Annotated in this window: 21 protein-coding genes; 5 read left to right on the top strand and 16 right to left on the bottom strand. The window is 61.7% G+C overall.

The genetic code is table 11. From position 1 onward, the window contains the following. Window positions 1–16 precede the first annotated feature (16 nt). A complete protein-coding gene (gene glnA / locus ACM5SV_RS31285; protein ID WP_012757434.1) occupies window positions 17–1,426 on the top strand; it encodes a type I glutamate--ammonia ligase in 1,410 nt (469 codons plus the stop codon). Between the two features lie 161 nt (window positions 1,427–1,587). Continuing rightward, the gene (gene hspQ, locus ACM5SV_RS31280; RefSeq protein WP_003539613.1) at window positions 1,588–1,917 is read left to right on the top strand and encodes a heat shock protein HspQ; all 330 of its coding nucleotides are present in this window, start codon (window positions 1,588–1,590) and stop codon (window positions 1,915–1,917) included. A gap of 114 nt (window positions 1,918–2,031) precedes the next feature. Here hspQ and ACM5SV_RS31275 read toward each other — a convergent pair whose 3' ends face one another. Continuing rightward, a complete protein-coding gene (locus ACM5SV_RS31275; RefSeq protein WP_017994059.1) occupies window positions 2,032–2,694 on the bottom strand; it encodes an invasion associated locus B family protein in 663 nt (220 codons plus the stop codon). A gap of 285 nt (window positions 2,695–2,979) precedes the next feature. Between ACM5SV_RS31275 and ACM5SV_RS31270 the strand changes: the two genes are divergently transcribed. Further along, window positions 2,980–4,785 (top strand): extracellular solute-binding protein, encoded by a 1,806-nt coding sequence (locus tag ACM5SV_RS31270; RefSeq protein ID WP_113545093.1) that lies wholly within the window; start codon window positions 2,980–2,982, stop codon window positions 4,783–4,785. A 68-nt stretch (window positions 4,786–4,853) separates the two neighbouring features. After that, the gene (locus tag ACM5SV_RS31265; RefSeq protein WP_012757431.1) at window positions 4,854–5,525 is read left to right on the top strand and encodes a DsbA family oxidoreductase; all 672 of its coding nucleotides are present in this window, start codon (window positions 4,854–4,856) and stop codon (window positions 5,523–5,525) included. A gap of 17 nt (window positions 5,526–5,542) precedes the next feature. Here the strand turns inward: ACM5SV_RS31265 and ACM5SV_RS31260 are convergent, their stop codons facing one another. The 3 genes from ACM5SV_RS31260 to ACM5SV_RS31250 all read right to left on the bottom strand — a co-directional run bounded on the left by ACM5SV_RS31260 (window position 5,543) and on the right by ACM5SV_RS31250 (window position 9,877). Next, the gene (locus ACM5SV_RS31260) at window positions 5,543–6,010 is read right to left on the bottom strand and encodes an OsmC family protein (RefSeq protein WP_113545094.1); all 468 of its coding nucleotides are present in this window, start codon (window positions 6,008–6,010) and stop codon (window positions 5,543–5,545) included. Between the two features lie 64 nt (window positions 6,011–6,074). Beyond that, the gene (gene mfd, locus ACM5SV_RS31255; protein ID WP_113545095.1) at window positions 6,075–9,575 is read right to left on the bottom strand and encodes a transcription-repair coupling factor; all 3,501 of its coding nucleotides are present in this window, start codon (window positions 9,573–9,575) and stop codon (window positions 6,075–6,077) included. After that, window positions 9,572–9,877, bottom strand: a complete 306-nt coding sequence (locus ACM5SV_RS31250; protein WP_012757428.1) for a succinate dehydrogenase assembly factor 2 — start codon at window positions 9,875–9,877, stop codon at window positions 9,572–9,574. Before ACM5SV_RS31250 ends, mfd begins: the two co-directional genes overlap by 4 nt. A gap of 91 nt (window positions 9,878–9,968) precedes the next feature. On the opposite strand from ACM5SV_RS31250, the gene recG reads away from it, so the two are divergent. Next, on the top strand, window positions 9,969–12,074 hold the full coding sequence (gene recG / locus ACM5SV_RS31245) for an ATP-dependent DNA helicase RecG (protein ID WP_113545096.1): 2,106 nt from the start codon (window positions 9,969–9,971) through the stop codon (window positions 12,072–12,074). A gap of 81 nt (window positions 12,075–12,155) precedes the next feature. Here recG and ACM5SV_RS31240 read toward each other — a convergent pair whose 3' ends face one another. The 12 genes from ACM5SV_RS31240 to ACM5SV_RS31185 form a co-directional block, all read right to left on the bottom strand. After that, complete coding sequence (locus ACM5SV_RS31240) at window positions 12,156–12,863, bottom strand: DUF502 domain-containing protein (RefSeq protein WP_012757426.1); 708 nt, start codon at window positions 12,861–12,863, stop codon at window positions 12,156–12,158. 135 nt (window positions 12,864–12,998) lie between these two features. After that, window positions 12,999–14,825, bottom strand: coding sequence for a glutamine--fructose-6-phosphate transaminase (isomerizing) (gene glmS / locus ACM5SV_RS31235; RefSeq protein ID WP_222017574.1), 1,827 nt, complete (start codon window positions 14,823–14,825; stop codon window positions 12,999–13,001). A gap of 109 nt (window positions 14,826–14,934) precedes the next feature. Beyond that, entirely contained in the window at window positions 14,935–16,296 is a 1,362-nt protein-coding gene (glmU, locus tag ACM5SV_RS31230; RefSeq protein WP_012757424.1) for a bifunctional UDP-N-acetylglucosamine diphosphorylase/glucosamine-1-phosphate N-acetyltransferase GlmU, read from the bottom strand. Window positions 16,297–16,461: 165 nt separating this feature from the next. Continuing rightward, window positions 16,462–17,247, bottom strand: a complete 786-nt coding sequence (locus tag ACM5SV_RS31225) for a FadR/GntR family transcriptional regulator (RefSeq protein WP_012757423.1) — start codon at window positions 17,245–17,247, stop codon at window positions 16,462–16,464. A 16-nt stretch (window positions 17,248–17,263) separates the two neighbouring features. Beyond that, on the bottom strand, window positions 17,264–18,232 hold the full coding sequence (yjfF, locus tag ACM5SV_RS31220; RefSeq protein WP_012757422.1) for a galactofuranose ABC transporter, permease protein YjfF: 969 nt from the start codon (window positions 18,230–18,232) through the stop codon (window positions 17,264–17,266). Beyond that, the gene (locus ACM5SV_RS31215; protein WP_419425473.1) at window positions 18,229–19,242 is read right to left on the bottom strand and encodes an ABC transporter permease; all 1,014 of its coding nucleotides are present in this window, start codon (window positions 19,240–19,242) and stop codon (window positions 18,229–18,231) included. The genes yjfF and ACM5SV_RS31215 overlap by 4 nt, the downstream gene beginning before the upstream one ends. Then, window positions 19,239–20,762 (bottom strand): galactofuranose ABC transporter, ATP-binding protein YtfR, encoded by a 1,524-nt coding sequence (gene ytfR, locus ACM5SV_RS31210; protein ID WP_012757420.1) that lies wholly within the window; start codon window positions 20,760–20,762, stop codon window positions 19,239–19,241. The genes ACM5SV_RS31215 and ytfR overlap by 4 nt, the downstream gene beginning before the upstream one ends. Window positions 20,763–20,992: 230 nt before the next feature. Next, window positions 20,993–21,955, bottom strand: a complete 963-nt coding sequence (ytfQ, locus tag ACM5SV_RS31205) for a galactofuranose ABC transporter, galactofuranose-binding protein YtfQ (RefSeq protein WP_003559333.1) — start codon at window positions 21,953–21,955, stop codon at window positions 20,993–20,995. Between the two features lie 144 nt (window positions 21,956–22,099). Continuing rightward, the gene (locus tag ACM5SV_RS31200; RefSeq protein ID WP_003559331.1) at window positions 22,100–23,176 is read right to left on the bottom strand and encodes a BMP family ABC transporter substrate-binding protein; all 1,077 of its coding nucleotides are present in this window, start codon (window positions 23,174–23,176) and stop codon (window positions 22,100–22,102) included. Between the two features lie 54 nt (window positions 23,177–23,230). After that, window positions 23,231–24,151 carry an ABC transporter permease gene (locus tag ACM5SV_RS31195; RefSeq protein WP_012757419.1) on the bottom strand — a complete coding sequence of 307 codons (921 nt, stop codon included), beginning with the start codon at window positions 24,149–24,151 and terminating at the stop codon, window positions 23,231–23,233. Further along, complete coding sequence (locus ACM5SV_RS31190) at window positions 24,148–25,233, bottom strand: ABC transporter permease (RefSeq protein ID WP_128406986.1); 1,086 nt, start codon at window positions 25,231–25,233, stop codon at window positions 24,148–24,150. The genes ACM5SV_RS31195 and ACM5SV_RS31190 overlap by 4 nt, the downstream gene beginning before the upstream one ends. Then, window positions 25,223–26,791 carry an ABC transporter ATP-binding protein gene (locus ACM5SV_RS31185; RefSeq protein WP_222017572.1) on the bottom strand — a complete coding sequence of 523 codons (1,569 nt, stop codon included), beginning with the start codon at window positions 26,789–26,791 and terminating at the stop codon, window positions 25,223–25,225. The genes ACM5SV_RS31190 and ACM5SV_RS31185 overlap by 11 nt, the downstream gene beginning before the upstream one ends. Window positions 26,792–26,794 lie beyond the last annotated feature (3 nt).

The raw sequence follows: 26,794 nt of genomic DNA, 5'->3' as shown, positions 1-26,794 counted from the left end.
CGGAGGAAACTCATTAATGGCGACCGCAAGCGAAATTCTGAAGCAGATCAAGGAGAACGACGTAAAGTTCGTCGATCTGCGTTTCACCGACCCGAAGGGCAAGCTACAGCATGTGACGATGGACGTCGTCTGCGTCGACGAAGACATGTTCGCTGACGGCGTGATGTTCGACGGCTCCTCGATCGGCGGCTGGAAGGCCATCAACGAGTCCGACATGGTGCTGATGCCCGACACCGAAACGGTGCATATGGACCCGTTCTTCGCCCAGTCGACCATGGTCATCGTCTGCGACATCCTCGATCCGGTCTCCGGCGAGGCCTATAACCGCGATCCGCGCGGCACCGCCAAGAAGGCCGAAGCCTATCTCAAGGCATCAGGCATCGGCGATACCATCTTCGTCGGCCCCGAAGCCGAATTCTTCGTCTTCGACGACGTCAAGTACAAGGCCGATCCTTATAACACCGGCTTCAAGCTCGATTCGACCGAATTGCCGTCGAACGACGACACCGACTACGAGACCGGCAACCTCGGCCACCGTCCGCGCGTCAAGGGCGGCTACTTCCCGGTTCCCCCCGTCGACAGCGCCCAGGACATGCGTTCTGAAATGCTGACGGTGCTCTCCGAAATGGGCGTCGTCGTCGAAAAGCATCACCACGAAGTGGCTGCTGCCCAGCACGAACTTGGCATCAAGTTCGATACGCTGGTGCGCAACGCCGACAAGATGCAGATCTACAAATACGTCGTGCACCAGGTGGCCAACGCCTATGGCAAGACAGCGACCTTCATGCCGAAGCCGATCTTCGGCGACAACGGCTCGGGCATGCATGTGCACCAGTCGATCTGGAAGGGCGGCAAGCCGACCTTTGCCGGCGACGAATATGCCGGCCTTTCCGAGAGCTGCCTGTTTTATATCGGCGGCATCATCAAGCACGCCAAGGCAATCAACGCTTTCACCAACCCGTCGACGAACTCCTACAAGCGTCTCGTCCCGGGTTATGAAGCACCGGTACTGCTGGCCTATTCGGCGCGCAACCGCTCGGCTTCCTGCCGCATTCCGTTCGGGACCAACCCGAAGGCAAAGCGCGTCGAAGTCCGCTTCCCGGATCCGACCGCCAACCCCTACCTCGCCTTTGCCGCCATGCTGATGGCCGGCCTCGACGGCATCAAGAACAAGATCCATCCCGGCAAGGCCATGGACAAGGATCTCTACGACCTGCCGCCGAAGGAATTGAAGAAGATCCCGACCGTCTGCGGCAGCTTGCGCGAAGCACTCGAAAGTCTCGACAAGGATCGCAAGTTCCTGACGGCCGGCGGCGTCTTCGACGACGACCAGATCGATGCCTTCATCGAGCTGAAGATGGCTGAGGTGATGCGTTTCGAAATGACGCCGCATCCGGTCGAATACGACATGTACTATTCGGCCTGATCGGGCCCTGAACACAGAAAGTCCCGGCCCGCCGGGGCTTTCGCCTCCCAGGTCACGAACGGCAAATGGCGAGGATATGACGTTCATGTGACGAACGGCGTGCAAAATCTTGATTTGCGCGGCGCCAATCACCAAATTTGGTGATGAAAGGAAGTCGTACCATGAAAGAAAGAGTAGCAAAGTTCAGCATCGGCGAAGTGGTTCGGCACAAGGTTTTTCCGTTTCGCGGCGTCATCTTTGACGTTGATCCGGAGTTCGCGAATACGGAGGAATGGTGGAATTCCATTCCGGCCGAGGTGCGCCCGAGCAGGGACCAGCCCTTCTATCACCTGCTTGCCGAGAATGACGAGAGCGAATATGTCGCTTACGTCTCCGAACAGAACCTGATGAACGACGAAAGCGGCACGCCGCTTCGCAACCCACAGATCTACCAGATCTTCGATCAGGCCCCGTCAGGGCAGTTCAAACCCAAGATGAGCTTCGCCCACTAACTCACTCGTGCCGATCGTTAAATCAAGGCCTCGCTTCTCCCGGCGAGGCCTTTTCATTGCGCAACAAAAAACCCGGCGCGAAGCCGGGTCTCTGTTTCAAAGAAAGCGGCAGGATTACTGCGCCTTGGCTGCCTTCTGGGCATCTTCAAGCTTCTTGCGGGCTTCTTCGGCCTTCTTCTGCATGCTGTCCTGCAGGCTGCGCTGGCTTTCAGCGAGCTTGGATTCGGAAACCGGTTCGCCGTCATAAGCGCCGGTGAAGCCTTCAAGCGAAATCTTGATCGGGTTCGGGGCGCGGCGGAAGTTGATTGAAGTGAAGATCACGTCGCTGCCCTTCTTGAGGCTGGCGATCATCGCGTCGGTCAGCGGAATTTCGGCTGTGCACTTGTCCGGCAGGCAGACGGCGTAGTCGAGCTTCTGGCCCTTGCCGCCGTCGATCTGCATGATGACGCCGGGAGGAACCAGGCGTGCCGTGGGAACCGAGACCTGCAAGAGCTTGCGGTTGATCTTGCCGGAAACCGAGATCAGGCCGACTGCTGTAACAAGCTGGCCGCCATTGGCGAGGATCAGGTTCTGGACAACACAGATGTCGTTGTCTTCCTGCTTGCTGCAGGTCTTGTACCAGCCGAGCTTCGGCGCTCCTGCGGCCTGTGCCGGGGCATCGGCCGGAGCCTGTGCCGCCGCATCCTGTGCGAAGGAGGAGACCGGAGCCGAAGCGCCGAACACCACTGCCAGAACGGACAGTGCTGCCCGCATTTTCTTTTCAGACTTGAACATCATAACGAATTCCGTCTCCTGATATCCGTTCGGAGCAGCGGTTTGCCGCCCCAACCATCGGGTCGTTCGGCACTCCACCTCTTAAAAAAATAAGGCAAATGCATGACCCCTAAACTTCGGGTTCACCTGTTACATCGCAGCGTTCAAGATATCCAGCATTTCTTTGGCAATTTGAGGTGCATTTCGTCGCGATGCCAAAGAAATCGCCGCTCAGTGTTGGAATCGATCGACCCCATGATAATCTCCGCGGTGAATCATGCCCCGTTTTCACGGATCAAGGATTGCCGAATGCTCCGGATTGTCGTCCCTCTCGTCCTCTCGCTGCTGTGCGGCACTGTCGCTGCCGAGCCGCTGCACGGCATCGCGATGCACGGCGAGCCGGCCTTGCCGGCCGACTACAAACACTTCCCTTACGTCAACCCCGACGTGAAAAAGGGCGGCAAGATCACTTACGGCGTCGTCGGCACCTTCGACAGTCTCAACCCGTTCATCCTGAAGAGCATGCGCACGACGGCGCGCGGCATGTGGGATCCGGAATATGGCAATCTCGTCTACGAATCGCTGATGCAGCGCTCCAGGGACGAACCCTTCACGCTTTACGGCCTGCTTGCCGAGACGGTCGAATGGGACGACAACAGGAGCTTCATCCAGTTCAATCTCAATCCGAAGGCGAAATGGGACGACGGCCAGCCGGTGACGCCCGAAGACGTGATGTTCACCTTCGAGCTGATGCGCGACAAAGGCCTCCCGCGCTACGCAACCCCCCTGAAGAAATTCGTCGCCAAGGTGGAAAGGGTCGGCGAGCGTAGCGTGCGCTTGACCTTCACCGACAAAGCTAACCGTGAGACGCCTTTGATCTTCGGCCTTTTCCCGGTGCTGCCCAAACATGCGGTCGATCCCGAAACCTTCGACCGCACAGCGCTGACGCCGCCGGTCGGCTCTGGCCCCTATAAGGTAAAGACGGTGAAGCCCGGCGAGAGCATCACCTATGAGCGCGACCCGAATTACTGGGGCAAGGACATTCCCGCCAAGGTCGGCACGGACAATTACGACCAGATCACCGTCCAGTATTTCCTGCAGGACACGACGCTGTTCGAGGCCTTCAAGAAAGGCGACGTCGACACCTACCCTGACGGCAATCCCGGCCATTGGGCCAATGCCTATGATTTCCCCGCCGTCACCTCGGGGGCTGCAATCAAGGATGCGTTCACGCCTAAACTGCCGAGCGGCATGCTCGGCTTCGTGTTCAACACGCGCCGGCCGATCTTTGCCGATCTCAAGGTGCGCGAGGGCCTGTCGCTGGTGTTCGATTTTGAATGGGCGAACAAGAACCTCTATTCCGGAGCCTACAAGCGCACGCAGAGCTTCTGGCAGAATTCCGAGCTGTCGAGCTTTGGCGTTCCGGCCGATGCGAGGGAACTTGCCCAGCTCGGGCCGATCAAGGACAAGATCGCGCCAGAGATTCTCGACGGCACCTACAAGCTGCCCGTCACCGACGGCTCCGGCCGCGACCGCAATGTACTGAAACAGGCCGTCGCGCTGTTGAAGCAGGGCGGCTATACGATCCAAGGCGGCAAGATGCTTGACGCCTCCGGCCGCCAGCTCGCCTTCGAGATCATGACGCAGAATGCCGACCAGGAGAAACTCGCCGTCGCCTACCAGCGTTCGCTGCAGACGATCGGCATCGCCGCCGCGATCCGTACGGTCGACGATTCGCAGTATCAGAGCCGGACGAACAGCTTCGATTACGACATGATCCTCAAGTCCTACACGTCTTCGCTCTCGCCTGGAACCGAACAGCTCGGCCGCTGGTCTTCGGCTGTGCGCACGCAGGAGGGGACGGACAGCTTTGCAGGCGCCAACGATCCCGATCTCGACACGCTGATCGACCATCTGCTCGGGGCGCGCTCCGCCGAGGATTTCACCGCGGCGGTGCGCTCCTACGACCGGCTGCTGCTTTCCGGCCATTACGTGCTGCCGCTCTATCATATGGACCAGCAATGGATGGCGCGCAGCAAGCGCATCGGCCATCCCGACACGGTGCCGCTCTACGGCTACCAGCTGCCGGTATGGTGGGACGTGAGCGCGCAATAGGAAGCAACCGAACCGCTGCCGGCCGAAATGTCGCCGTGCGGAGATGCATGAGAATAAGGAAGATTATTATGGAGCGTATCACCATCGACGTCGTCTCGGATGTCGTCTGCCCCTGGTGCTATCTCGGCAAGGCGCGCCTGGAGCTCGCCATCGCCGAAGTTCAGGACCAAATCGGCGTCGACATCAACTGGCGGCCGTACCAGCTCAATCCCGACTACCCAAAGGAAGGCGTCGACCAGAAGAAGGCGCTGGCGGAAAAGCTCGGCGGCGAGGAGCGTGTGGCCCAGGCGCACAAGATGCTCACCGATTACGGCCGCGAGGTCGGCGTCTCCTTCAATTTCGAGGCGATCAAGATCGGCCCGAACACGCTCGACGCACATCGGTTGGTCCACTGGGCGATGATCGAAGGCCGCGAGAAGCAGGACAAGGTCGTTGCCGCGCTGTTCAAGGCGAATTTCGAGGAAGGCCACAATGTCGGCGACCATGCGGTGCTGCTCGATATCGCCGAAAAATCAGGCCTAGACCGCTCGGTCATCGCCTCGCTGCTTGCCTCCGATGCCGACCGCGATCTGATCGTCGCCGAAATCAAGGCGGCCCAGGAGATGGGCGTCAACGGCGTGCCCTTCTTCATCTTCGACCAGCAATATGCCGTCAGCGGCGCACAGACGCCCGACGTGTTGGCGAACGCGCTGCGCGACATCGCCAAGGCGAAGGCCGAGGCGCGATCAGGCATGAACTAACGCTGCCGGCTCCAGGTTCAGCCCAGAACCGGAACGCAGCGCACATCGGTCTTCACCGAATTTGCAATGAAGCATTCGCCGTGAGCGCGATCGTGTAGAGCTTCCAGCTCGCTCAGCGAGGGCTGCTTTTCGCCGCTGAAGACGACATGCGGACGGAGGGTCACGACGGTCATGGCAAGGCGGCCTTCGGCATTCTTCTCCATGATGCCCTCGGCGGCATCGGTGTAGCTGTCGACGCAAAAGCGCTGTTTGGCGGCGATCGACAGGAACCAGAGCATGTGGCAGCTGGAGAGCGAGGCGACGAAAGCCTCTTCAGGATCGACGGCATCCTCGGCGGAATAGGGCAGCGGAACGACGTGCGCGGAAGAGGATGCCCTCACCTCGATGCCGCCGTCGAAGGTCCAGCGGTGGACGCGGCTGTAGCGGTTGTCGGTGAAGGTCTCGCCGTTGCGCTGCCAGGCAATCGTTGCGCCGTATGTTGCCATCCTTGTCTCCTTTTTCCACGCAATTCCGGACGCAAAACCGCGGCAAACTTTTGCTGGAATTGCTCTATTTCGCGAATTCGGCCAGCTGCGTCATGATGACGGCAGCGCCCTGCAGGCGTTTTTCCGGCGTCGGCAGGTCGCGGGTCAGGAACAGGCTATGATCGGGGCGGATCTTCGCCATCGTGCCCTGCTTGCCGATATAACCGACGAGGTTTGCCGGGTTGGGGAATTCCTTGTTGCGGAACTGAACGACGACGCCCTTCGGGCCGGCATCGAGCTTTTCGACATTGGCGGTGCGGCAGAGCGATTTGATGTAGACGATCTTCAGCAGATGCTGGACTTCGATCGGCATCGGGCCGAATCTGTCGATCATCTCGGCGCCGAAGCCGTCGATCTCCTTGAGTTCGGTGATTTCGCCGAGACGGCGGTAGAGCGCCATGCGCAGATGCAGGTCGGGCACGTAAGTTTCCGGGATCATTACCGTCGTGCCGACGGAGATCTGCGGCGACCAGCCGGTATCGTGGATCTCGTCGACACCCTTGACCTCAGCGACCGCCTCTTCCAGCATCTGCTGGTAGAGTTCGAAGCCGACCTCCTTGATATGGCCGGACTGCTCCTCGCCGAGCAGGTTGCCGGCGCCGCGGATGTCGAGGTCGTGGCTTGCCAACTGGAAGCCGGCGCCGAGCGTATCCAGCGACTGCAGCACCTTCAACCGGCGTTCGGCGGTGGCCGTCAGCACCTTATTGACCGGCAGGGTGAAGAGGGCGAAAGCGCGTACCTTCGAGCGGCCGACGCGGCCGCGCAGCTGATAGAGCTGGGCAAGGCCAAACATGTCGGCGCGGTGGACGATCAGCGTATTGGCGGTGGGTACGTCGAGGCCGGATTCGACGATGGTGGTCGACAACAGCACGTCGTAACGGCCTTCGTAGAAAGCGTTCATGATGTCTTCGAGTTCGCCGGCCGGCATCTGGCCATGGGCGACGGCGACCTTCAGCTCCGGCAAATCCGACTGCAGGAAGGCATGCACGTCCTCGAGATCGGCAAGCCTTGGGCAGACATAGAAGCTTTGGCCGCCGCGATAATGCTCGCGCATCAGCGTCTCGCGGATGACCAGGCTGTCAAAAGGCGAAATGAAGGTGCGCACCGCCATGCGGTCGACCGGCGGGGTGGTGATCAGCGACAATTCGCGCACACCGGTCATGGCGAGCTGCAGGGTGCGCGGGATCGGCGTTGCCGACAGCGTCAGCACGTGCACGTCGCTCTTCAGCTCCTTCAGCCGTTCCTTGTGCTTGACGCCGAAATGCTGTTCCTCGTCGATGACGAGCAGACCGAGATTGGCGAATTTGATGCCGGCGCCGAGCAGCGCATGGGTGCCGACGACGATATCGGTCTTGCCTTCCGCCACTTCCTTCTTGGTCAGCGCCAGCTCCTTGGCGCCGACAAGGCGCGAGGCCTGCTGGATACGCACCGGCAGACCGCGGAAACGGTCGGAAAAGGTCTTGAAATGCTGGCGGGACAGCAGTGTCGTCGGCACGACGATGGCGACTTGGGCGCCGTTCATCGCTGCGACGAAGGCGGCGCGTAGCGCCACTTCCGTCTTGCCGAAGCCGACGTCGCCGCAGACCAGACGGTCCATCGGCCGGCCGGCGCCGAGATCGGAGCGCACAGCCTCGATGGCGTTTTCCTGGTCCTCGGTCTCGTCATAGGGGAAGCGGGCGGCGAATTCGTCGTAGAGACCTTCCGGCGTCGTCAGCATCGGCGCGTGGCGCGTCAGGCGCTCGGCGGCGATGCGGATCAGCGCATCGGCCATGTCGAGCAGGCGCTTCTTGAGCTTGGCCTTGCGCATCTGCCAGGCGCCGCCGCCGAGCTTGTCGAGCTGGGCTTCGGTGCCCTCACCGCCATAGCGCGAGAGGAGATCGATGTTCTCGACCGGCAGGAAGAGCTTGGCGTCGTCGGCATATTGCAGCTCGAGGCAGGCATGCGGCGCGCCTGCGGCCTCGATGGTCCTCAGGCCGATGAAGCGGCCGATGCCGTGTTCGGCGTGGACGACGATCGAGCCTTCGTCGAGGCCCGCGACTTCCGAGATGAAATCGGCGGCGCGCTTGCGGCGCTTGGAGCGGCGCACCATGCGGTCGCCGAGGATATCCTGCTCGCCGATGACGACAAGGTCGCCGGCCTCGAAGCCGGCTTCGAGACTGAGCACGGCAGCAGCAGCCTCGCCTCTCGCCAGCGAGCCGACATCCTTCAGCGCCTCGATCGGCTTGACCTTTTCCAGGCCATGCTCGTTCAGCACCTGCAGCAGGCGCTCCAGCGAACCTTCGGTCCAGGCGGTGACCAGCACTTTCGCGCCGGCCGCGCGGCGGTCGGCGATATGCTTGACGACCACGTCGAAGATGTTGATGCGTTCGGCATCGCCGCCGCCTTCGGCGTTCGAGCGGGCCCAGCGCTGGCCCTGGCGGGCGTCGACATTGACGACCCGCCGCGCCTCGCCCTCATGCTCGTTGAAGGGGCTGATGCGGATCGCGCCCAGCGCGTCGAGGGTTTTGACGAAAAGCTTGCTGTCGAGATAGAGCTGGCCCGGCGTCACCGGCTTGTAAGGCGTGCCCTGCGTCATCCCCTTGGCCGGCTGGCCGGAATTCAGGCGGGCGTCGTAATAATCGAAAACGAGCTTGGAGCGCTCTTCGGCTGCTTCACGCACCGTATGGTCGATGACGATCCGGAAGCCGCTCAAATAATCGAAGACGGTATCGAGCTTCTCGTAGAAAAGCGGCAGCCAGTGCTCCATGCCGGGGTAACGGCGGCCTTCTGAGACGGCAAGATAGAGCGCGTCGTCGCGTGTGGTCGCGCCGAAAGCGGAGAGGTAATTCTTGCGGAAGCGGCTGATCGTATCCGGCGTCAGCGTCACCTCGCTCATCGGGTTGAGATCGAGGGAGTGCACCTGCCCGGTCGTGCGCTGGCTGGCGGGATCGAAGCTGCGGATGCTCTCCAGCGTATCACCGAAGAAATCGAGGCGGACGGGCTCCTCCGAACCGGGCACGAAGACGTCGAGAATGCCGCCGCGCACGGCATATTCGCCGACCTCGCGAACGGTCGCGACCCGCTCGAAGCCATTGCGCTCGAGGCGGCCGGCGAGATCGTCCATGCGTAGCTGGTTGCCGGGACGGGCCGAAAAGGTCAGGCTCTCGATGACATCCTGCGGCGCCACCTTCTGCAGCATGGCATTGGCGGTGACGAGCACGATTGCCGCATGCGGCTTCTTGCGATGGGCGATGAGGCCGCCGAGTGCGGCAAGCCGGCGGGCCGAGGTGTCGGCGCTCGGCGAGACGCGGTCATAGGGCAGACAGTCCCAGGCCGGCAGGGTGAGAACCGGAATGTCGGGGGCGACGAAGCTCAGCATTTGCTCCAGATCGGCCATGCGGTGGCCGTCGGACATGACATAGGCGACCGGCTCTCCCGTTCGGGCGAGCTCGGCGAGCAGCAGCGTTTCAAGACCTGCCGGCACATTGCCGATCGTCAGCGGCTCGGCAATGGCCGCAAGCTTCTTCGCATCGAAACCAGGGATCATTCCGGCGTCCTGAGGGGCTTGTCAAAATCGGGCTTATAGGCGGCAATGCGGGCAAACATCGGTGTCTGGAAACGCTCAGGCACCGGCCATGTTCCCATGATCCAGCGGACGAGATCATTGTCCTCTTCCGCCATGATCGTCTCGAACTCGTCGAGTTCGGCTTCCGACAGTCTGGCAACCTCGGCTTCGGCGAACTGGCCGAAGACCAGATCCATTTCGCGGATGCCGCGATGCCAGCAGCGGAAAAGGATCCGGCGGCGGCGCGGGTCGAGACCGGCACTGGTGAGCGTGACACCTGTCATGGCATACCTTCCTGTTGATGCGCCTCTATAGACCCTGGAAAGCGGCTTGTCAGCCTTGCCAAGGCCGCATTGTTTATCGCATTTTGGCCGCATGCGCCCCGCCATTCTCGATCCTCTGTTTTCCCCTATTTCGGGCCTTCCGGGCGTCGGCCCGAAGATCGCCGACCTGCTGGTCAAGCTGCTCGGGCGCGAGTCGCTGGAGGATTGCCGGGTCATAGACCTGCTCTTCCACGCGCCCTTCTCGCTGATCGACCGGCGCAACCAGCCAGGCATCGCCCGCGCGCCGCAGGGCGCAATCGTGACGATCACGGCGCGCGTCGACCGCCACCAGGTGCCGCCGGGCGGCAAAAGCAATATCCCCTACCGCGTCTTCCTGCATGACGAGACGGGCGAACTGACGCTGGTGTTCTTCCGCGGACAGGCGGCATGGCTGGAGAAGCAGCTGCCTGTTGACGCGGAGGTGACGGTCAGCGGCAAGATCGACTGGTTCAACGGCCGCGCCTCGATGGTGCATCCCGATTATATCGTCAGGGCCGACGAGACGGAGAGCCTGCCGCTGGTCGAGCCGATCTATCCGCTGACGGCGGGGCTCTCGCCGAAGACGCTGCGCAAGATCATCGACGCCGGCCTGCCGCGGTTTCCCGAGCTGCCGGAATGGGATGATCTGGCACTGACGCAGCGAGAGGGCCTGCCATCGATCCGCGACAGTTTCCACATGCTGCACGAGCCGCACGACCCTGGGGATATCGACCCGCAGGCCCCTGCCCGGCGGCGGCTTGCCTATGACGAATTCCTCGCCGGCCAGCTGTCGCTGAGCCTGGTTCGGCAGAGGCTGCGCAAGGTGGCGGGCCAGCCGGTCACTGCGACCGGCGCCATCAGCAGCAAGATCCTGAAGGCGTTGCCCTTCTCGCTGACATCAAGCCAGAACGAGGCGATCGCCGAGGTTTTGAAGGATATGGCCGGCAACGAGCGCATGCTGCGGCTGCTGCAGGGCGATGTCGGTTCCGGCAAGACGCTGGTGGCGCTGATGGCGATGGCGGCGGTGATCGAGAGCGGCGGCCAGGCCGTGCTGATGGCGCCGACGGAAATCCTGGCGCGGCAGCACCACGCAACGATATCGAAATTCGCCGCCTCTGCCGGGCTCGGCATCGAGGTGCTGACCGGGCGCACCAAGGGACGCGAACGGGAAGAAATCCTGGAGCGAATCGCCTCGGGTGCCGCCCAGATCGTCATCGGCACGCATGCGCTGTTTCAGGACAGCGTCGCCTACGCCAATCTGATGCTTGCCGTCGTCGACGAGCAGCACCGTTTCGGCGTGCATCAGCGGCTGCGGCTGACCGCCAAGGGCCTCTCGCCGCATATGCTGGTCATGACGGCGACGCCGATCCCGCGCACGCTGGTGCTCGCCGCCTTCGGCGATATGGACGTCTCCAAGCTCACCGAAAAACCGGCCGGCCGCAAGCCGATCCAGACGATCACCGTGCCGATGGAACGGACCGGCGAAATCGTCGGCCGGCTGCAAAGCGCGATCACTGAGAGCAAGAAGGCCTACTGGATCTGCCCGCTGGTGGAGGAGTCCGAGGAGCTCGACCTGATGTCGGCCGAAGAGCGGCATGCGACGCTGGTCTCAGCACTTGGTCCGGGCATCGGCCTCATCCACGGTCGCATGAGCGGGCCGGAGAAGGACGCGGCGATGATGGCGTTCAAGAACGGCGAGACCCGGCTGCTCGTCGCCACCACCGTCGTCGAGGTCGGTGTCGACGTGCCGGATGCGACGATCATGGTGATCGAACATGCCGAACGCTTCGGCCTGGCGCAATTGCATCAGCTGCGCGGCCGCGTCGGGCGCGGAGACGAGGCCTCGACATGCATCCTGCTCTACAAGGGACCACTCGGCGAGACCGGCCATGCCAGGCTTTCGATCATGCGGGAGACGGAGGACGGTTTTCGCATTGCCGAGGAGGATCTGAAGCTGCGCGGCGAAGGCGAATTGCTCGGCACACGGCAATCCGGCACGCCGGGATTCCGCATCGCCAGCCTCGAAGCACATGCCGACCTGCTGGAGATCGCCCGCAAGGATGCCGCTTACCTCATCGAGCGGGATCCGGAGCTGACCACCGAAAGGGGAGCGGCGATCCGCACCCTGCTCTATCTCTTCCGCCGCGACGAGGCGATCCGTTTTCTTAGAGCTGGATAAAGCGCGCTGCGGCGCGCTTTAAGTCATTGTTCTATGCATGTCGTTACCCCAAAACCGCTGAACACTTTTGGGCGACATGCATCATTCAGCCTTGGAAACCGCGACCGGCTTCGGCCGCGGCAAATGCTTCTGCTTCGGATCAGCCGGCTTGTGTTCTGGCGCCACGAGCCCGCCTGAAATCAGGAACTTGGCGGCGTCTTCCGGCGACATATCGAGCATGACGATCTTCTCGCGCGGTACGAAGATGAGGAAGCCGGCTGTCGGCACCGGCGTCGGCGGCAGGAAGACGGCGACCATGTCCTGGCCCATGGCATTGAACTTCGAAGCGATTTCGCCCTTGGCGTCGGTGGCGATGAAGATCAGTGCCCAGAGGCCGGGACCCGGATATTCGATGAGGCCGACCTTCTTGAAGGAGTTCGCTTGTTCCTTCAGCACGGTTTCGAAAATCTGTTTCACGCTTCTGTAGATCGTGCGCACCAGCGGCATGCGCTGAACGATCGATTCGCCGAAACGGACGATGCTCTGGCCGATGAGGTTCTTGCCGAGAAAGCCGACGACGGTGATCAGCACGATGGCGATCAGCAGACCGAAGCCGGGAATGGCGAAATTGAGATAGCTTTCCGGATTCCAGCGCGCCGGAATATAGGGCCGGACCCAGCTGTCCGACCAGTGGATGAAAGTCCAGGTCAGCCAGATGGTGATCGCGATCGGCGCGCAGATGATCAGCCCTGCGAGAAAATTATTCCTCAGCCGCGTCGCGACCGGCATTCTGGGGGTGTTGTCGGTCATCGTTTCCTGATGATCTCCATCTCAGTCGTGGACAGGCCGGTACGCCGGCCCTTCCCCCTTGTCCGCAGACCAAAATTGCCAGAATTCGGGGCGTCGCACAATATGTTTCGGCGCGACGGTCGCGGCGTTACAGGCTTATTCCACGGTCACGGATTTCGCCAGGTTGCGCGGCTGGTCGACATCGGTGCCCATGAAAACGGCGGTGTGATAGGCGAGCAGCTGAATCGGTAGCGAGAAGATCATCGGCGCGATGATTTCATCGACCACAGGCAGGGTGATCGTCGCCATGGTCGGCAGTTTCGAGGCCGCCGCGCCTGCCTCGTCGGTGATGAAGATGATGCGGCCGCCGCGGGCTGCGACCTCCTGCATGTTCGAGACGGTCTTTTCGAAGAAACGGTCGTAAGGGGCGATGACGATGACAGGCATGTTCTCGTCGATCAGTGCGATCGGTCCGTGCTTCAATTCGCCGGCGGCGTAACCTTCGGCGTGGATATAGGAAATTTCCTTAAGCTTCAGCGCGCCTTCCATGGCAAGCGGGAAGCTGGTGCCGCGGCCGAGATAGAGCACGTCCTTGCACTTCGACAGCTCGCGCGACAGGCTTTCCATCTGCGGCTGAATAAGGTTCAGCACCCGGCTCATGATGCGCGGCATTTCGGCGAGATGGCGCACAAGCGCCCTCTCCTCATCAGCACTCACCGTGCCGCGCGCCTTGCCGGCGCCGATCGCCAGCGCTGCCAGCACGGCAAGCTGGCAGGTGAAGGCCTTGGTCGAGGCGACGCCGATTTCGGGGCCGGCCATGATCGGGAAGACGGCATCGGATTCGCGCGCGATCGTCGATTCGCGGACATTGACGACGGCGCCGATTTTCAACCCGTTGTCGCGGCAATAACGCAAGCATGCCAGCGTATCGGCGGTCTCGCCGGACTGGGAGATGAAGAGTGCCGCCTGTGACGGCGACAGCGGCATTTCCCGGTAGCGGAACTCGGAGGCAACGTCGATCTCGACCGGCAGGCGAGCATAACGCTCGAACCAGTATTTGCCGACGAGGCCGGCGAGATAGGCGGTGCCGCAGGCCGAGATTGCAAGGCCGGTCGTCGCTTTGAAGTCGATCGCGGCGGCATTGGCGCCGATCGTGTTCTCGGCGAAATCGACATAGTGGCTGAGCGCGTGGGAGATCACCTCCGGCTGCTCGTAGATTTCCTTTTCCATGAAATGGCGGTGGTTGCCCTTGTCGACGACATAGGCGGTCGCCTGCGAGATCTGGCGGGCGCGTTTGACCGGCTTGCCGGCGAAATCGAGCACCGAGACACCGTCGCGGGTGAGGACGGCGAAATCGCCGTCGACGAGATAGGTGATCTCGTTAGTGAAGGGCGAAAGCGCGATCGCGTCCGAGCCGAGGAACATCTCGCCGCGGCCATAGCCGACGGCGAGCGGCGGGCCGGAACGGGCGGCCATGATCGTGTCGGGATCGGCCTTGAGCATGATGGCCAGCGCATAGGCGCCGGTCACCCGGTTCAGCATCTTCAGCATGGCGGCGCGCGGCTCCAGGCCCTCGCGCAGGTATTTCGCCATCAGATGGGCAACGACTTCGGTGTCGGTCTGGGTTTCGAAGACCGACCCCTCCTCGGTCAGTTCGTCGCGAAGCTCGGAAAAATTCTCGATGATGCCGTTATGGACGACGGCGACGCCTTCGACGAAATGCGGATGGGCATTGGTCTCGTTCGGAACGCCGTGGGTCGCCCAGCGTGTGTGGGCGATGCCGACGGTGCCGGGCAGCGGTTCGCTGTCGAGGCGCTTTTCCAGATTGAACAGCTTGCCCTCGGCCCGGCGGCGATCCATCACGCCGTCATGAATGGTGGCGACGCCGGCGGAATCGTAACCGCGATATTCGAGACGCTTCAGCGCATCGACCAGGCGCCCGGCAACAGGCGCAGTTCCGACGATCCCCACAATGCCGCACATATAGTATCCCCATAAAGGCTTCGATGACGAGGCCAGTCCTAACAATTCCTGCTTATTTCTCAATCACCTCGGCGGTCACTTTCAATTTCCGCCGGTTACGCAAGGCCGGTCAGGCTTTCGCCTTCTTCGCCGCCTTGATGGCGAGCGCACGCTCACGCAGCAGCGTCGCGCGGCCGGGCTTGATCTCCTGCCGGGCGCGGCCGAGCGCCAGCGCGTCGGCCGGCACATTGACGGTAATGACGCTGCCGGAGGCGATATAGGCGCCGTCGCCGATCGTCACCGGCGCGACCAGCGAGGAATTGGAACCGATGAAGGCGTTTTCGCCGATCACCGTCTCGCTCTTGTTGACGCCGTCATAGTTGCAGGTGATCGTACCGGCGCCGATATTGCTGCCGGCGCCGATGACGGCATCACCGATATAGGTGAGGTGGTTGACCTTGGCGCCCTCGCCGAGCCGGCCGTTCTTGACCTCGCAGAAATTGCCGACCTTCGAACCGGTACCGAGATCCGCACCTGGCCGCAGCCGCGCAAAGGGTCCGACGGTCGCGCCCTGGCTGACATGCGCGCCTTCGATATGCGAGAAGGCATGGATGACGGCGCCGCTGTCGATAACAGCACCAGGGCCGAAGACGACGTTCGGCTCGATCAGCGCATCCTGGCCGATGACGGTATCATAGGCGAGAAAGACCGTTTCCGGTGCGATCATGGTGACGCCTGAAAGCATCATCTGGTGGCGGCGGCGCTCCTGCCAGAAACGCTCGATGACGGCGAGTTCGGCACGGGTGTTACAGCCGGTCATCTCGATCTCAGGAGCATCGACCGCAGTGACGCGTCCGCCGAGCGCACGGGCGATCTCGACGAGATCGGTCAGATAGAATTCACCCTTGGCATTGGCATTGCCGATGCGCGAGAGAAGATCGAGCGCCTTTCTGCCGTTGATCGCCATCAGCCCGCTATTGCACCAGGTGACGGTGCGCTCGGCATCGGTCGCATCCTTTTCCTCGCGGATGGCGATGAGTTCGCCGTCCTTGACGAGCAGGCGGCCGTAGCCGGTCGGGCGGTCGGTGTGGAAGCCGATGACGACGACATCGCTGCCATCGGCGAGGCCCTGGCGGGCCGCCTTCAGCGGTCCCTCGGTCTGCAGCGGCACATCGCCATAGGTGACGAGGATATCGTCATAACCCTTGGCGATCGCTTCGCGCGCCGCCAGCACCGCGTGCCCGGTGCCGAGGCGCTCCTTCTGCAGATAGGATTCGATGTCGACACCGGCGATGCTTGCCGCCTTTGCCACGTCCTCGGCATCACGGCCGACCACAAGGGCGACGGACGAAATGCCGGCAGAGGCGACCGCCTCGACCACATGGGCGATCATCGGGCGACCGGCGACCGGATGCAGCACCTTCGATTTCGAGGATTTCATCCGCGTGCTGTCACCGGCGGCAAGGATGACGGCAAGACAAGTGCGTTCCATGATTTGCTCCGCGAATCCGCGCCGTGAGGCGGCTTTATCGCCTCATACTGCATAATTCCCTAAATCGGAATCGATTTAAGGATAAAATTATCCAGCAGCTCAAAGTGCTGCAGCGTCCTTTACGGCTCTCGAAAAGACGCGCGGCGCTGTCGATAGGCAAAGCCTTCACAAAGGTAAAATTGCGGCCGAAATCGATCCTATGACGGCCTCGGAACCGCGGGCCGCAAAGGCTTCGTGCACATGAATACGGCCGTCCAGGATGACGTCCTCCATCGCGCGGCGCGCGGCGGCATTATCGCCGGATACGATCGCATCGACGATGCGCATATGGGTGTCGGCGATATTGGCGAAGCCGTTTTCGGTTGGCGGCGTGCTCATCCGGAACATGCCGACGAGAGCCGCTTCGATGAGGCTGCCCAGTGTCCGCATGAAGGGATTGTGCGAGGCTTCGGCGATCGCCAGATGAAAATGAAGGTCGGCGAGTGCCAGGCTGTCGGCCGTATGACCCGCCGCTGCCATCTCGAGCGCCAGCTCGCGCAGCGTCTCGATCTCCTCGGCATTCGCCCGTTCAGCGACGAGACCGGCGGCGAAGGGTTCGAAGGCGAGACGAATATCGTAGAGCTGCAGCAGGAATTCTTCCGTCACGCCGTTGTCGAAGTGCCAGGCGATAATCTCGCTGTCGAACATGTTCCAGAGATTCTTCTCGGTCACACGCGTGCCGACCCGGGCCTTGGCGACGACCATGCCTTTGGCGGCAAGCGTCTTCATCGTCTCGCGCAACACGGTGCGGGACACTTTGAAACGCTGCGCCAGTTCCGTATCGCCCGGCAGGATCGAGCCAACGGGATAGGTGCCGGCGACGATCGCCTTGCCGAGCTCGTCGACGACCTGAGCGTGGCTCGTCCGGGTTCTGCGCCCCGTCTTGCGTGTCTCGTCCAATTTGTAGCGCAAGCGATCCGTCTCCCCCTCAGGCGTACCTCTTGTTCAGACTGGAAATGAACAGGATGGCTTTCTGCATCAGGATGAATGCAAACAGCAGAAGACCAATCAGAATCTTGGTCCACCAGCTCGACAGCGTACCATCGAAGGTGATGTAGGTCTGAATGAGCCCCTGGATCAGGATCCCGATCAAGGTTCCCGCCACGAATCCCGCTCCTCCGGTCAGCAGCGTCCCCCCAATGACCACCGCCGCGATGGCATCGAGTTCGACGCCGACTGCTGCAAGAGAATATCCGGCAGAGGTGTACAGCGAAAAAACGATCCCGGATAGGCCCGCCAGAAAGCCCGACAGCGCATAGATCTGGATTGTCGTGCGGCCGACCGGCACGCCCATCAGCCGCGCCGTCTGCGGACCGCCGCCGAGTGCATAGACATTGGTGCCGAAGCGGGTGCGCTGGGCGATGAAGATGCCGACGGCAAAGACCAGAAGCATGATGCCGCCGATCAGCGTCAGCCGCCCGCCGCCGGGCAGACGATAGTAGAGGCTCGTCAGCGTCGAATAATATTCATGATCGATCGGGATGCTGTCGATCGAGAGCACGAAGGCCATGCCGCGTGCCAGGAACATGCCGGCAAGCGTGACGATGAAGGCCGGCATTTCGAGATAATGGATGATCGCGCCCATGATACCACCAAAGACAGTGGTGATGACGAGCACGATCGCGAAAGCGAGCAGCGGATGGATCGAGGTGTTCTGCAGGATCACCGCGAGGAAGACGCCGGTAAAGGCGATGACCGAGCCGATCGACAGATCGATGCCGCCCGAAATGATGACGAAAGTCATGCCAACGGCGGCAATGCCGAGAAAGGCGTTGTCGGTCAAAAGATTGCCGATGACGCGCGTCGACAGAATGTTCGGATATTGCAGCGCGCAGCCGGCATAGGCGAGCACGAAGATGACGATGGTCGCAAGCAGCGGCAGGTATTTGGAGTTCATTTCGGCTGCTCCCTACCGCCCTGCCGGCGGCTGGCGAAGATGGCGAGCGATTGGACCGCCGGCGACTGGATGACGAGGATGACGATAATGATGAGGGCCTTGATGATCAGGTTGAATTCAGGTGGAAAGCCGGCGGACAGGATGCCGGTATTCACCGCCTGGATGATCATCGCGCCGATCAGCGACCCGAGAATGCTGAAGCGGCCGCCGAGCAGCGAATTGCCGCCGACGACAACGGCGAGGATGGCGTCGAGTTCCAACCATAGGCCGGCATTGTTGGCATCGGCGCCCTTGATGTCGGCTGCGACTATGATGCCCGCGATCGAGGCGCAGAGCCCGCTCAGCATATAGACCGCCATCAGCAGCACCGGCGTTTGAATGCCGGAGAGCGTGCTGGCGCGGCGATTGATGCCGACGGCCTCGATCAGCATGCCGAGCGCCGTGCGGCGGACGAGCAGGATCACGAGCAGGCCGACGAGAAGCCAGATGACGACAGGCATCGGCAGGAGCAGCAGCGAACCGCTGCCGAAGAAGGTGAGCCCGTCATTGTTGAAGGTCAGGATGGCGCCTTCGGTGATCAGCTGGGCGATGCCGCGGCCGGCGACCATCAGCACTAGCGTCGCGATGATCGGCTGGATATTGAGGACCGCCACCAGGAAACCGTTCCAGACGCCGCAGGCAAGCCCGATCGCAAGCGTCAGGATAATGGTGTAGGCAACTGAATTTCCGGAGACAATCGACGATGCGGCGACGGCGCCGCAGATGGCGATGACTGCACCGACGGACAGGTCGATGCCCTTGGTGGCGATGACCAGCGTCATGCCGATCGCCAGCAGCGCCACCGGCGCGCCGCGGTTCAGCACGTCGATCAGGCTGCCATAGAGGCGGTCATTCTGAACCACGACATTAAAAAACTGCGGCGACGTTATGAAATTCAACAGAAGAATGACAACGAGCGCAATCAATTGCGGCGCCAGGCGATATGCCAGCGCTTTCAGCGAGGACCTCATGCATCCTCCATCTTGTGTTCGGCGGCGGCGATGGCTTCGACGATGCCGGCAGCGGTGATACGCTCGCCTGTCAGTTCGGCGATATGCTGTCTGTCGCGAAGTACGATGACACGTGAACTATAGGCGACAAGCTCTTCAAGTTCCGAGGAAATCACGATGAGCGACATGCCACCGGCGCAGAGCTCTTCGATGAGCCGGATGATCTCGGCATGGGCACCGACATCAATGCCGCGGGTCGGCTCGTCGAGGATCAGAAACTTCGGATTGGTCGCCAGCCAGCGGGCGAGGATGGCCTTTTGCTGATTGCCGCCTGACAGTAGCCGGATCGGCTTCTCGCGATCGGTGGTGCGGATATCGAGCGCCTTGATGTAGCGGTCGGCAAGCGTGTTCTGTTCGGCGCGCGACAGCGGCCGCGTCCAGCCGCGGCGGGCCTGGAGCGCAAGTGCGATGTTCTCCCTGATCGACAGGTCGCCGATGATGCCATCGGTCTTGCGGTCCTCGGGGCAGAAGCCGAAACCCTTTGCGATCGCGGCGCGCGGGCTCGAAATCGTCACCGGCTGGCCGTCGATCGTGGCGCTGCCGCTGTCGGCATGCTCGATGCCGAAAAGCAGTTCGGCAGTTTCGGTGCGGCCGGAACCGAGCAGCCCGGCGACGCCGACCACCTCTCCGGCGCGCACTTCAAGATCGAATGGTTTGACCTTGCCGCGTTTGCCGTAGCCTGCAAAATGATATCGGACGTCGCCGGCCGCAAGGCTGCGTTCCCTGACGGTCTCTTCTACATGCGCCAGTTCGCGGCCGAGCATCATGGCGATCAGGCCCTGGCGCGGCAGATCGGCGGCGTCGCGGGTACCGACGAGCTTGCCGTTGCGCAGCACGGTGATACGGTCGCTGATCGCATAGACCTGCTCGAGAAAATGGGTGATGAAGACAATGCCCAGGCCGCGCTTCTTCAGGTCTTCGATGATGCGGAAGAGCAGCGCCACCTCCTGATTGTCGAGACTTGCGGTGGGCTCGTCGAGGATCAGCACCTTGCCGGAGAGATCGACGGCACGGGCGATGGCTACCACCTGCTGGACAGCGACGGAAAAACGGCCAAGCTCGGCGGTGACGTCGATATCGACGCCGTAGCCGGCGAGCAGGTCGCGCGCCTTGCGGTTCATCGAACGCACGTCGGTCATGCCGAAGCGCCTTGGCTGGCGTCCGAGAAAGAGGTTTTCGGCGACGCTCAGATTGGAAAGGAGATTGACCTCCTGATAGACCGTGCCGATACCGAGCTTCTGGGCGGCGAGCGTATTGGCCGGATTGATTTCCTGGCCTTCCAGCATCAGGCTGCCCTCGTCACGATGATAGGCGCCGGTGATGCACTTGATCAGCGTCGACTTGCCGGCGCCGTTCTCGCCCAGCAATGCGTGCACCTCGCCTCTGCGGAGCGTGAAATCGACCTTATCCAGCGCCACTGCGCCGGGAAAGAATTTCGATATTCCGGAGGCCGCGAGAACGTTCTCGAAATCGTGAATCATAAGGGTCTGTTTTCCTGATATTGACGGCAAAAGCCGCGCCGCGGCCGGACATGACGTCCCAAGGCGGCAAAGGCAGTTCCGCACCGGTCCATGACGGGCCGGTGCGGTTCTACAGCGCCGCCTGGTCTCTTCGAGAGGCATAGAGGACGCTGTAGCGCTTTGAATTGCTGCATGATTTATCCCGAAATCGAATTCCGATTTAAGGAATTATGCAGCAGTGTCACATCAGATCAGTAGCCCTGACCCTTTTTCTCTTCATAGACCTTCATCGGCTCGTCGGCAGGCGTGTAGAGCTTGGACTCGGTCTGGATCCACTTGGCCGGAGCCTTCTTGTCCTTCAGATAGGCTTCCAGCGCATCGAAGGCCGGACCTGCCATATTCGGCGTCAGCTCGACCGTGGCGTTGGCCTCGCCTTCGGACATCGCCTTGAAGATATCCGGTACGGCGTCGATGGAGACGACGAGGATATCCTTGCCAGGCTTCAGACCGGCTTCCTTGATCGCCTGGATGGCGCCGACGGCCATGTCGTCGTTATGGGCGTAGAGAGCGCAGATATCCTTGCCGCCATTCTCGGCCTTCAGGAAGCTTTCCATGACTTCCTTGCCCTTGGTGCGGGTGAAGTCACCGGTCTGGCTGCGAACGATCTTGAGGTTGTCGTGGCCGGCAAGGGCCTCTTCGAAGCCCTTCTTGCGGGCGATGGCCGGCGACGAACCGGTGGTGCCCTGAAGTTCAACCACATTGCACTTCTTGTCGCCGACGGTCTTGACCAGGAAGTCGCCTGCGACCTTGCCTTCATGGACCAGGTCTGACGTAACAGCCGTCAGATAGAGATCGTCCGGAGCCTTGATGGTACGGTCGAGAAGGATGACCGGAATCTTGGCTTCCTTGGCTTCCTTGAGAACGTCGTCCCAGCCGGTTTCAACGACCGGAGCAATGAGAATGGCATCGACGCCCTGAGCAATGAAGGAGCGCAAAGCCTTGATCTGGTTTTCCTGCTTCTGCTGCGCATCGGCAAACTTCAGATCGATGCCGCGCTTCTTGGCCTGCTCCTTGGTCACTGTCGTTTCAGCCGCACGCCAGCCCGATTCCGAGCCGATCTGCGAGAAGCCGACGGTGAGGCCGGCGGCCGAAGCCGAACCGAACATGCAGGCAGCCAGAATCGTGGCACTCAAAAGTGCAGTCTTCAATTTCATGATTTCCTCCCAATGCCGCATCTCGCGGCGCAGGGTCAAAAAATCATATAGTATTACTTTTGTAAATCGGAATCTTGGGATGCGTTGCAGCAAAAAAAGAGCGCCTACAAGGGCGCTCTTCGCATCTGCGAGATGGCTACGGGATTATTTACCCGGCAACTTATCGTCGACACCTTCGACATAGAAATTCATGCCGAGCAGGGTGCCGTCATCGGCCTTCTCGCCGGCCTTCAGCCAGGGCGTTCCGTCCTGCTTGTTGATCGGGCCGGTGAAGGGATGCAGTTCGCCTGACTTGATCTTGGCTTCGGTTTCCTCGGCCATCTTCTTCACGTCGTCGGGCATGTTGGTATAGGGCGCCATCTTCAGGATGCCGTCCTTCAGGCCGTCCCAGCTCTGCTCGGACTTCCAGGTGCCGTCCAGAAGAGCGTGAACGCGCTTGGAGTAGTAGGTCCCCCAAGTGTCAACGATTGCCGTCAGCTGAGCCTTCGGGCCTGCTGCGATCATGTCGGAGGCCTGGCCGAAGGCGTGGATGCCGCGTTCTTCGGCGACCTGCATCGGCGCAGTCGTGTCGGTGTGCTGCGTCAAGACGTCGACGCCCTGGTCGACCATCGCCTTGGCGGCATCGGCTTCCTTGCCGGGGTCGAACCAGGTGTTGACCCAGATGACCTTCAGCTTGAAGCTCGGATCGACCGACTTGGCGCCCTGTTCGAACGAGTTGATGCCCATCACGACTTCGGGAATCGGGAAGGAGGCGATGTAGGCCGCGCCGTGATTCTTCGAGGTCTTGGCGGCGATCTGGCCGAGGATGTAGCGGCCTTCATAGAAGCGCGAATTGTAGGTCGCAAGGTTCGGGCCGGCCTTGTAGCCGGTGCCATGCTCGAACTTCACGTCCGGGAACTTGGCGGCGACCTTGACGGTCGCGTCCATGAAGCCGAAGGACGTCGTGAAGATCAGCTTGCAGCCGGAACGGGCAAGGCGCTCGATGGCGCGCTCGGCATCCGGGCCTTCCGGCACGTTTTCGAGATAAGGCGTGTCGATCTTGTCGCCGAACTCGGCCTGGATCTGCTGGCGGCCGAGGTCGTGGGCCTGTGAATAACCGCCGTCGGTATGCGAACCGACATAGACGAAGCAGACCTTCGTCTTGTCCGCGGCTTGCGCGGCGGAAGAGATGCCGATCACGGCGGCAGCCGAGGCGGCAAGTGTGAATGCTAACTTCTTCATGGGGACCCCTGTTGGTTTGAAGTTATTGCGTAAACCCGTCTTTGTATTGTTGCTTTATCGCTCCGGCACGAAGGCTTTTCCGAGCGACGCGGGCGTGTTGATCAACGTCGTGCGCCGATTATGGGAAATGATGATGAGAACCACAATAGTCGCGGCATAGGGCAGCATCGAGAGAAACTGCGAGGGAATGCCGAGACCGAAGGCCTGCGCGTGAAGCTGCAGGATGGTGACCGCGCCGAAGAGATAACCGCCGGCAAAGACCCGCCACGGCCGCCAAGAGGCAAAGACCACCAGCGCCAGCGTGATCCAGCCGCGGCCGGCCGACATGTTCTCGGCCCATTGTGGCGTGTAGACGAGCGAAAGCTGCGCGCCGGCAAGACCGGCGCAGGCACCGCCGAACATCACCGCCAGATACCGCGTGCGGATGACGTGAATACCGAGTGCGTGGGCCGAACCGTGATTGTCGCCGATCGCCCTGAGCTTCAGCCCGATCCGGCTGCGGAACAGGAACCAGCTGACGCCGACGACGAGCGCGATCGACAGGTAGAAGATCAGGTCCTGGCTGAAGAGAGCGTGGCCAACGACCGGAATATCCGACAGGGCGGGAATGACGATCTCTCCTAGCCGAATGCCGGGCACGCTGACATAGGCTTCGCCAAGCATGCCTGAGGCGCCGAGGCCGAGAAGGGTGAGCGCCAGTCCAGTTGCCACCTGGTTCGCCACCAGCGTCAGTGTCAGGAAGGCAAACAACAGAGAGAAAAGCGCGCCTGCCGCAATGCCGCAGACAATGCCGACATAGGGCGAACCCGACATCTGCGCGCCGGCAAAGGCGGCGACTGCACCCATGATCATCATGCCTTCGACGCCGAGATTGAGAACGCCGGAGCGCTCGGTCACCAGTTCGCCGAGTGCGGCGATGACGAGCGGCGTCGAGGCGGTGATGACAGTCAGAAGAATGGCTTCGAAGATGCTCATGCCGCCCTGCCCCTTAACCGCGACCAGACAATGCGGATTTTGTAATAGATCAGCGTATCGCAGGAGAGCACGAAGAAGAGCAGTAAGCCCTGGAAGACGCGGGTGACCTTGTCGGAAACGCCGAGCGAAAGCTGGGCTGCCTCGCCGCCGAGATAGGTCAGCGCCAGCACCAGGCCGGATGCAATGATGCCGAGTGGATTGAGGCGGCCAAGGAAGGCGACGATGATGGCGGTGAAGCCGTAGCCCGGCGAAATCGCCGGCTGCAGGTGGCCGATCGAGCCGGAAACCTCGCTGATGCCAGCAAGGCCGGCAAGAGCGCCCGAGAAGAGAAAGCTGAACCAGATCATCTTCTTCGACGAGAAACCGGCAAAACGCCCTGCCCGTTCCGATTGGCCGAGCACGACGATCTCGAAGCCTTTCAGCGTATAACGCAGCATGAACCAGGCACCGACCGCCGCAATGATGGCGAAGATGAAGGCCCAATGGGCGCGGCCCGACTCTTCCCAGATCGCCGGCAGCACCGCCTCCGGCGCGAAATCGCGCGAGACTGGAAAGTTGAAGCCCTTCGGATCCCGCCAGGCGCCGCGAATCAGCCAGTCAAGGAAGAGCTGGGCGATATAGACCAGCATCAGTGACGTCAGGATCTCATTGGTGTTGAAATGCGCCTTCAGCAGCGCCGGAATGGCGGCGAAAAGCGCACCACCGAACGCACCAAGGATCAGCATCAGCGGCAGCACGAGCGGCGAATGCCAGTCGTAAAAGACGATCGGCAGATAGGAGCCGGTGATGGCGCCGATGGTGAACTGGCCTTCCGCGCCGATATTCCAGTTGTTCGAGCGATAACAGACGGCCAGGCCGACGGCGATCAGGATAAGCGGGGCGGCCTTGATCGCCAGCTCGTGCAACGACCAGACCTCGAGCAGCGGCTCGATGAAGAAGGCGTCGAGTGCCTCGACCGGGTCCTTGCCGAGCATGGCAAACATGATGGCGCCGAATACCAGCGTCAGGACAAGGGCAAGCAGTGGCGAGACGACGGCGAAGAGCTTCGAGACGTCGGGCCGTTTTTCAAGTTCAATGCGCATGGGGCGCCTCCGGGGGAGAGCTGCTCTCGTGCAGTCCGCCCATCAGCAGTCCGATCCTTTCCAGCGTCAGTTCGCCGGCCGGGAACGGGCGGGAAAGACGGCCTTCGCAGATGACGGCAATATCGGTCGCCACTTCGAAGATCTCGTCGAGATCCTGGCTGATGACGACGACGGCCGAACCAGCTCTTGCGAGATCGACGAGCGCCTGGCGGATGCGGCTTGCAGCCCCGGCATCGACGCCCCAGGTCGGCTGGTTGACGACGAGGACTGCCGGCTGGCGGTCGAGCTCGCGGCCGACGATGAACTTCTGCAGATTCCCCCCGGACAGGGAGCCGGCGGCCGGATCATCGCCGCTCTTGCGGATATCCATCGCTTCGGAAATGCGCCTTGCGGCGGATTTCACCGCAGCGTGGCGAATGATACCGAGCAGGCCCAGAAAAGCCTTGCGGTCCGACTGGCTGCGGGCAAGGACGAGATTATCCGACAGTTTCATGGCAGAGACGGCGGCATGGCCATGGCGCTCCTCCGGCACGAAGCCGGCGCCGAGAAGACGGCGGGCGGTAATGCCCTGGTTGCCGACCGGCTTCTTGCGGATGACAATCGCCTCGGCCGAGGCGACCGGATATTCGCCGGACAATGCGTCGAAGAGCTCGCTTTGGCCGTTGCCCGCGACACCTGCTATGGCGAGGATTTCGCCGGAGCGGACCGCCATCGACACGTCGCGCAGCGGCATAGCGAAGGGGGTGCGCGCGGCGACGGAAAGGTTGGCAACGGCAAGCTGGATCTCGCCCTTGTCGCTGCGCTCCGGATGCGTCACGGTCGCCACTTCGCTGCCGACCATCATGCGGGCGAGCGAGGCCGGCGTTTCGTGTTTGGGATCGCATGCGCCGGTCACGCGGCCATGGCGCAGGACTGTGGCGCGATCGCAGATGCGCTGCACTTCCTCCAGGCGGTGGCTGATATAAAGAACCGAACGCCCCTCGGCGCGCAGTTTGAACAGCGTCTCGAACAGTCTGTCGGCTTCCTGCGGCGTCAGCACCGAGGTCGGTTCGTCGAGGATGATGAGCTTCGGGTTCTGCAGCAGCGCACGGACGATCTCGATACGCTGGCGCTCGCCGACCGAGAGATCGGCGACATGGGCATGCGGATCGAGCGGCAGGCCGTAGGCGATGGACAGCGCCCTCGCCTCCTCGGCGATTTTGTCGATCGGGATGGCGTCATCGAGCGACAGCGCGATGTTTTCGGCAACCGTCAGCGCCTCGAACAGCGAAAAATGCTGGAAGACCATGCCGATGCCGAGCTTGCGGGCTTCACCGGGCGACGCGATCGCGACCGGCTGGCCCTGCCAGAGGATATGCCCGCCCGTCGGCTCGAGAACGCCGAACAGCATCTTCACCAGGGTGGATTTGCCTGCACCATTTTCGCCGAGAAGCGCATGAATTTCGCCCGGCGCGATATCGAGATCGATTTCATTGCAGGCTGCAAAGCCACCGAAGAACTTCGTCAGCTTCTGGACCGATAATAACGCGCCGGAATCCGGCACATTCAATGGCGACACGTT

The organism is Rhizobium sp. CRRU65 (assembly GCF_048551595.1).
GTDB classification, from domain to species: Bacteria; Pseudomonadota; Alphaproteobacteria; order Rhizobiales; family Rhizobiaceae; genus Rhizobium; species Rhizobium leguminosarum_J.
Note: the sequence above shows the minus strand (reverse complement) of the source record. Positions and strands in the feature narration are given on the sequence as shown.

What these genes read in the sequence shown, in the direction of transcription:
- glnA (WP_012757434.1), top strand. Translation starts at nt 17, where the DNA reads ATGGCGACCGCAAGCGAAATTCTGAAGCAGATCAAGGAGAACGACGTA.
- hspQ (WP_003539613.1), top strand. Translation starts at nt 1,588, where the DNA reads ATGAAAGAAAGAGTAGCAAAGTTCAGCATCGGCGAAGTGGTTCGGCAC.
- ACM5SV_RS31275 (WP_017994059.1), bottom strand. Translation starts at nt 2,694, where the DNA reads ATGATGTTCAAGTCTGAAAAGAAAATGCGGGCAGCACTGTCCGTTCTG.
- ACM5SV_RS31270 (WP_113545093.1), top strand. Translation starts at nt 2,980, where the DNA reads ATGCTCCGGATTGTCGTCCCTCTCGTCCTCTCGCTGCTGTGCGGCACT.
- ACM5SV_RS31265 (WP_012757431.1), top strand. Translation starts at nt 4,854, where the DNA reads ATGGAGCGTATCACCATCGACGTCGTCTCGGATGTCGTCTGCCCCTGG.
- ACM5SV_RS31260 (WP_113545094.1), bottom strand. Translation starts at nt 6,010, where the DNA reads ATGGCAACATACGGCGCAACGATTGCCTGGCAGCGCAACGGCGAGACC.
- mfd (WP_113545095.1), bottom strand. Translation starts at nt 9,575, where the DNA reads ATGATCCCTGGTTTCGATGCGAAGAAGCTTGCGGCCATTGCCGAGCCG.
- ACM5SV_RS31250 (WP_012757428.1), bottom strand. Translation starts at nt 9,877, where the DNA reads ATGACAGGTGTCACGCTCACCAGTGCCGGTCTCGACCCGCGCCGCCGC.
- recG (WP_113545096.1), top strand. Translation starts at nt 9,969, where the DNA reads ATGCGCCCCGCCATTCTCGATCCTCTGTTTTCCCCTATTTCGGGCCTT.
- ACM5SV_RS31240 (WP_012757426.1), bottom strand. Translation starts at nt 12,863, where the DNA reads ATGACCGACAACACCCCCAGAATGCCGGTCGCGACGCGGCTGAGGAAT.
- glmS (WP_222017574.1), bottom strand. Translation starts at nt 14,825, where the DNA reads ATGTGCGGCATTGTGGGGATCGTCGGAACTGCGCCTGTTGCCGGGCGC.
- glmU (WP_012757424.1), bottom strand. Translation starts at nt 16,296, where the DNA reads ATGGAACGCACTTGTCTTGCCGTCATCCTTGCCGCCGGTGACAGCACG.
- yjfF (WP_012757422.1), bottom strand. Translation starts at nt 18,232, where the DNA reads ATGAACTCCAAATACCTGCCGCTGCTTGCGACCATCGTCATCTTCGTG.
- ACM5SV_RS31215 (WP_419425473.1), bottom strand. Translation starts at nt 19,242, where the DNA reads ATGAGGTCCTCGCTGAAAGCGCTGGCATATCGCCTGGCGCCGCAATTG.
- ytfR (WP_012757420.1), bottom strand. Translation starts at nt 20,762, where the DNA reads ATGATTCACGATTTCGAGAACGTTCTCGCGGCCTCCGGAATATCGAAA.
- ytfQ (WP_003559333.1), bottom strand. Translation starts at nt 21,955, where the DNA reads ATGAAATTGAAGACTGCACTTTTGAGTGCCACGATTCTGGCTGCCTGC.
- ACM5SV_RS31200 (WP_003559331.1), bottom strand. Translation starts at nt 23,176, where the DNA reads ATGAAGAAGTTAGCATTCACACTTGCCGCCTCGGCTGCCGCCGTGATC.
- ACM5SV_RS31195 (WP_012757419.1), bottom strand. Translation starts at nt 24,151, where the DNA reads ATGAGCATCTTCGAAGCCATTCTTCTGACTGTCATCACCGCCTCGACG.
- ACM5SV_RS31190 (WP_128406986.1), bottom strand. Translation starts at nt 25,233, where the DNA reads ATGCGCATTGAACTTGAAAAACGGCCCGACGTCTCGAAGCTCTTCGCC.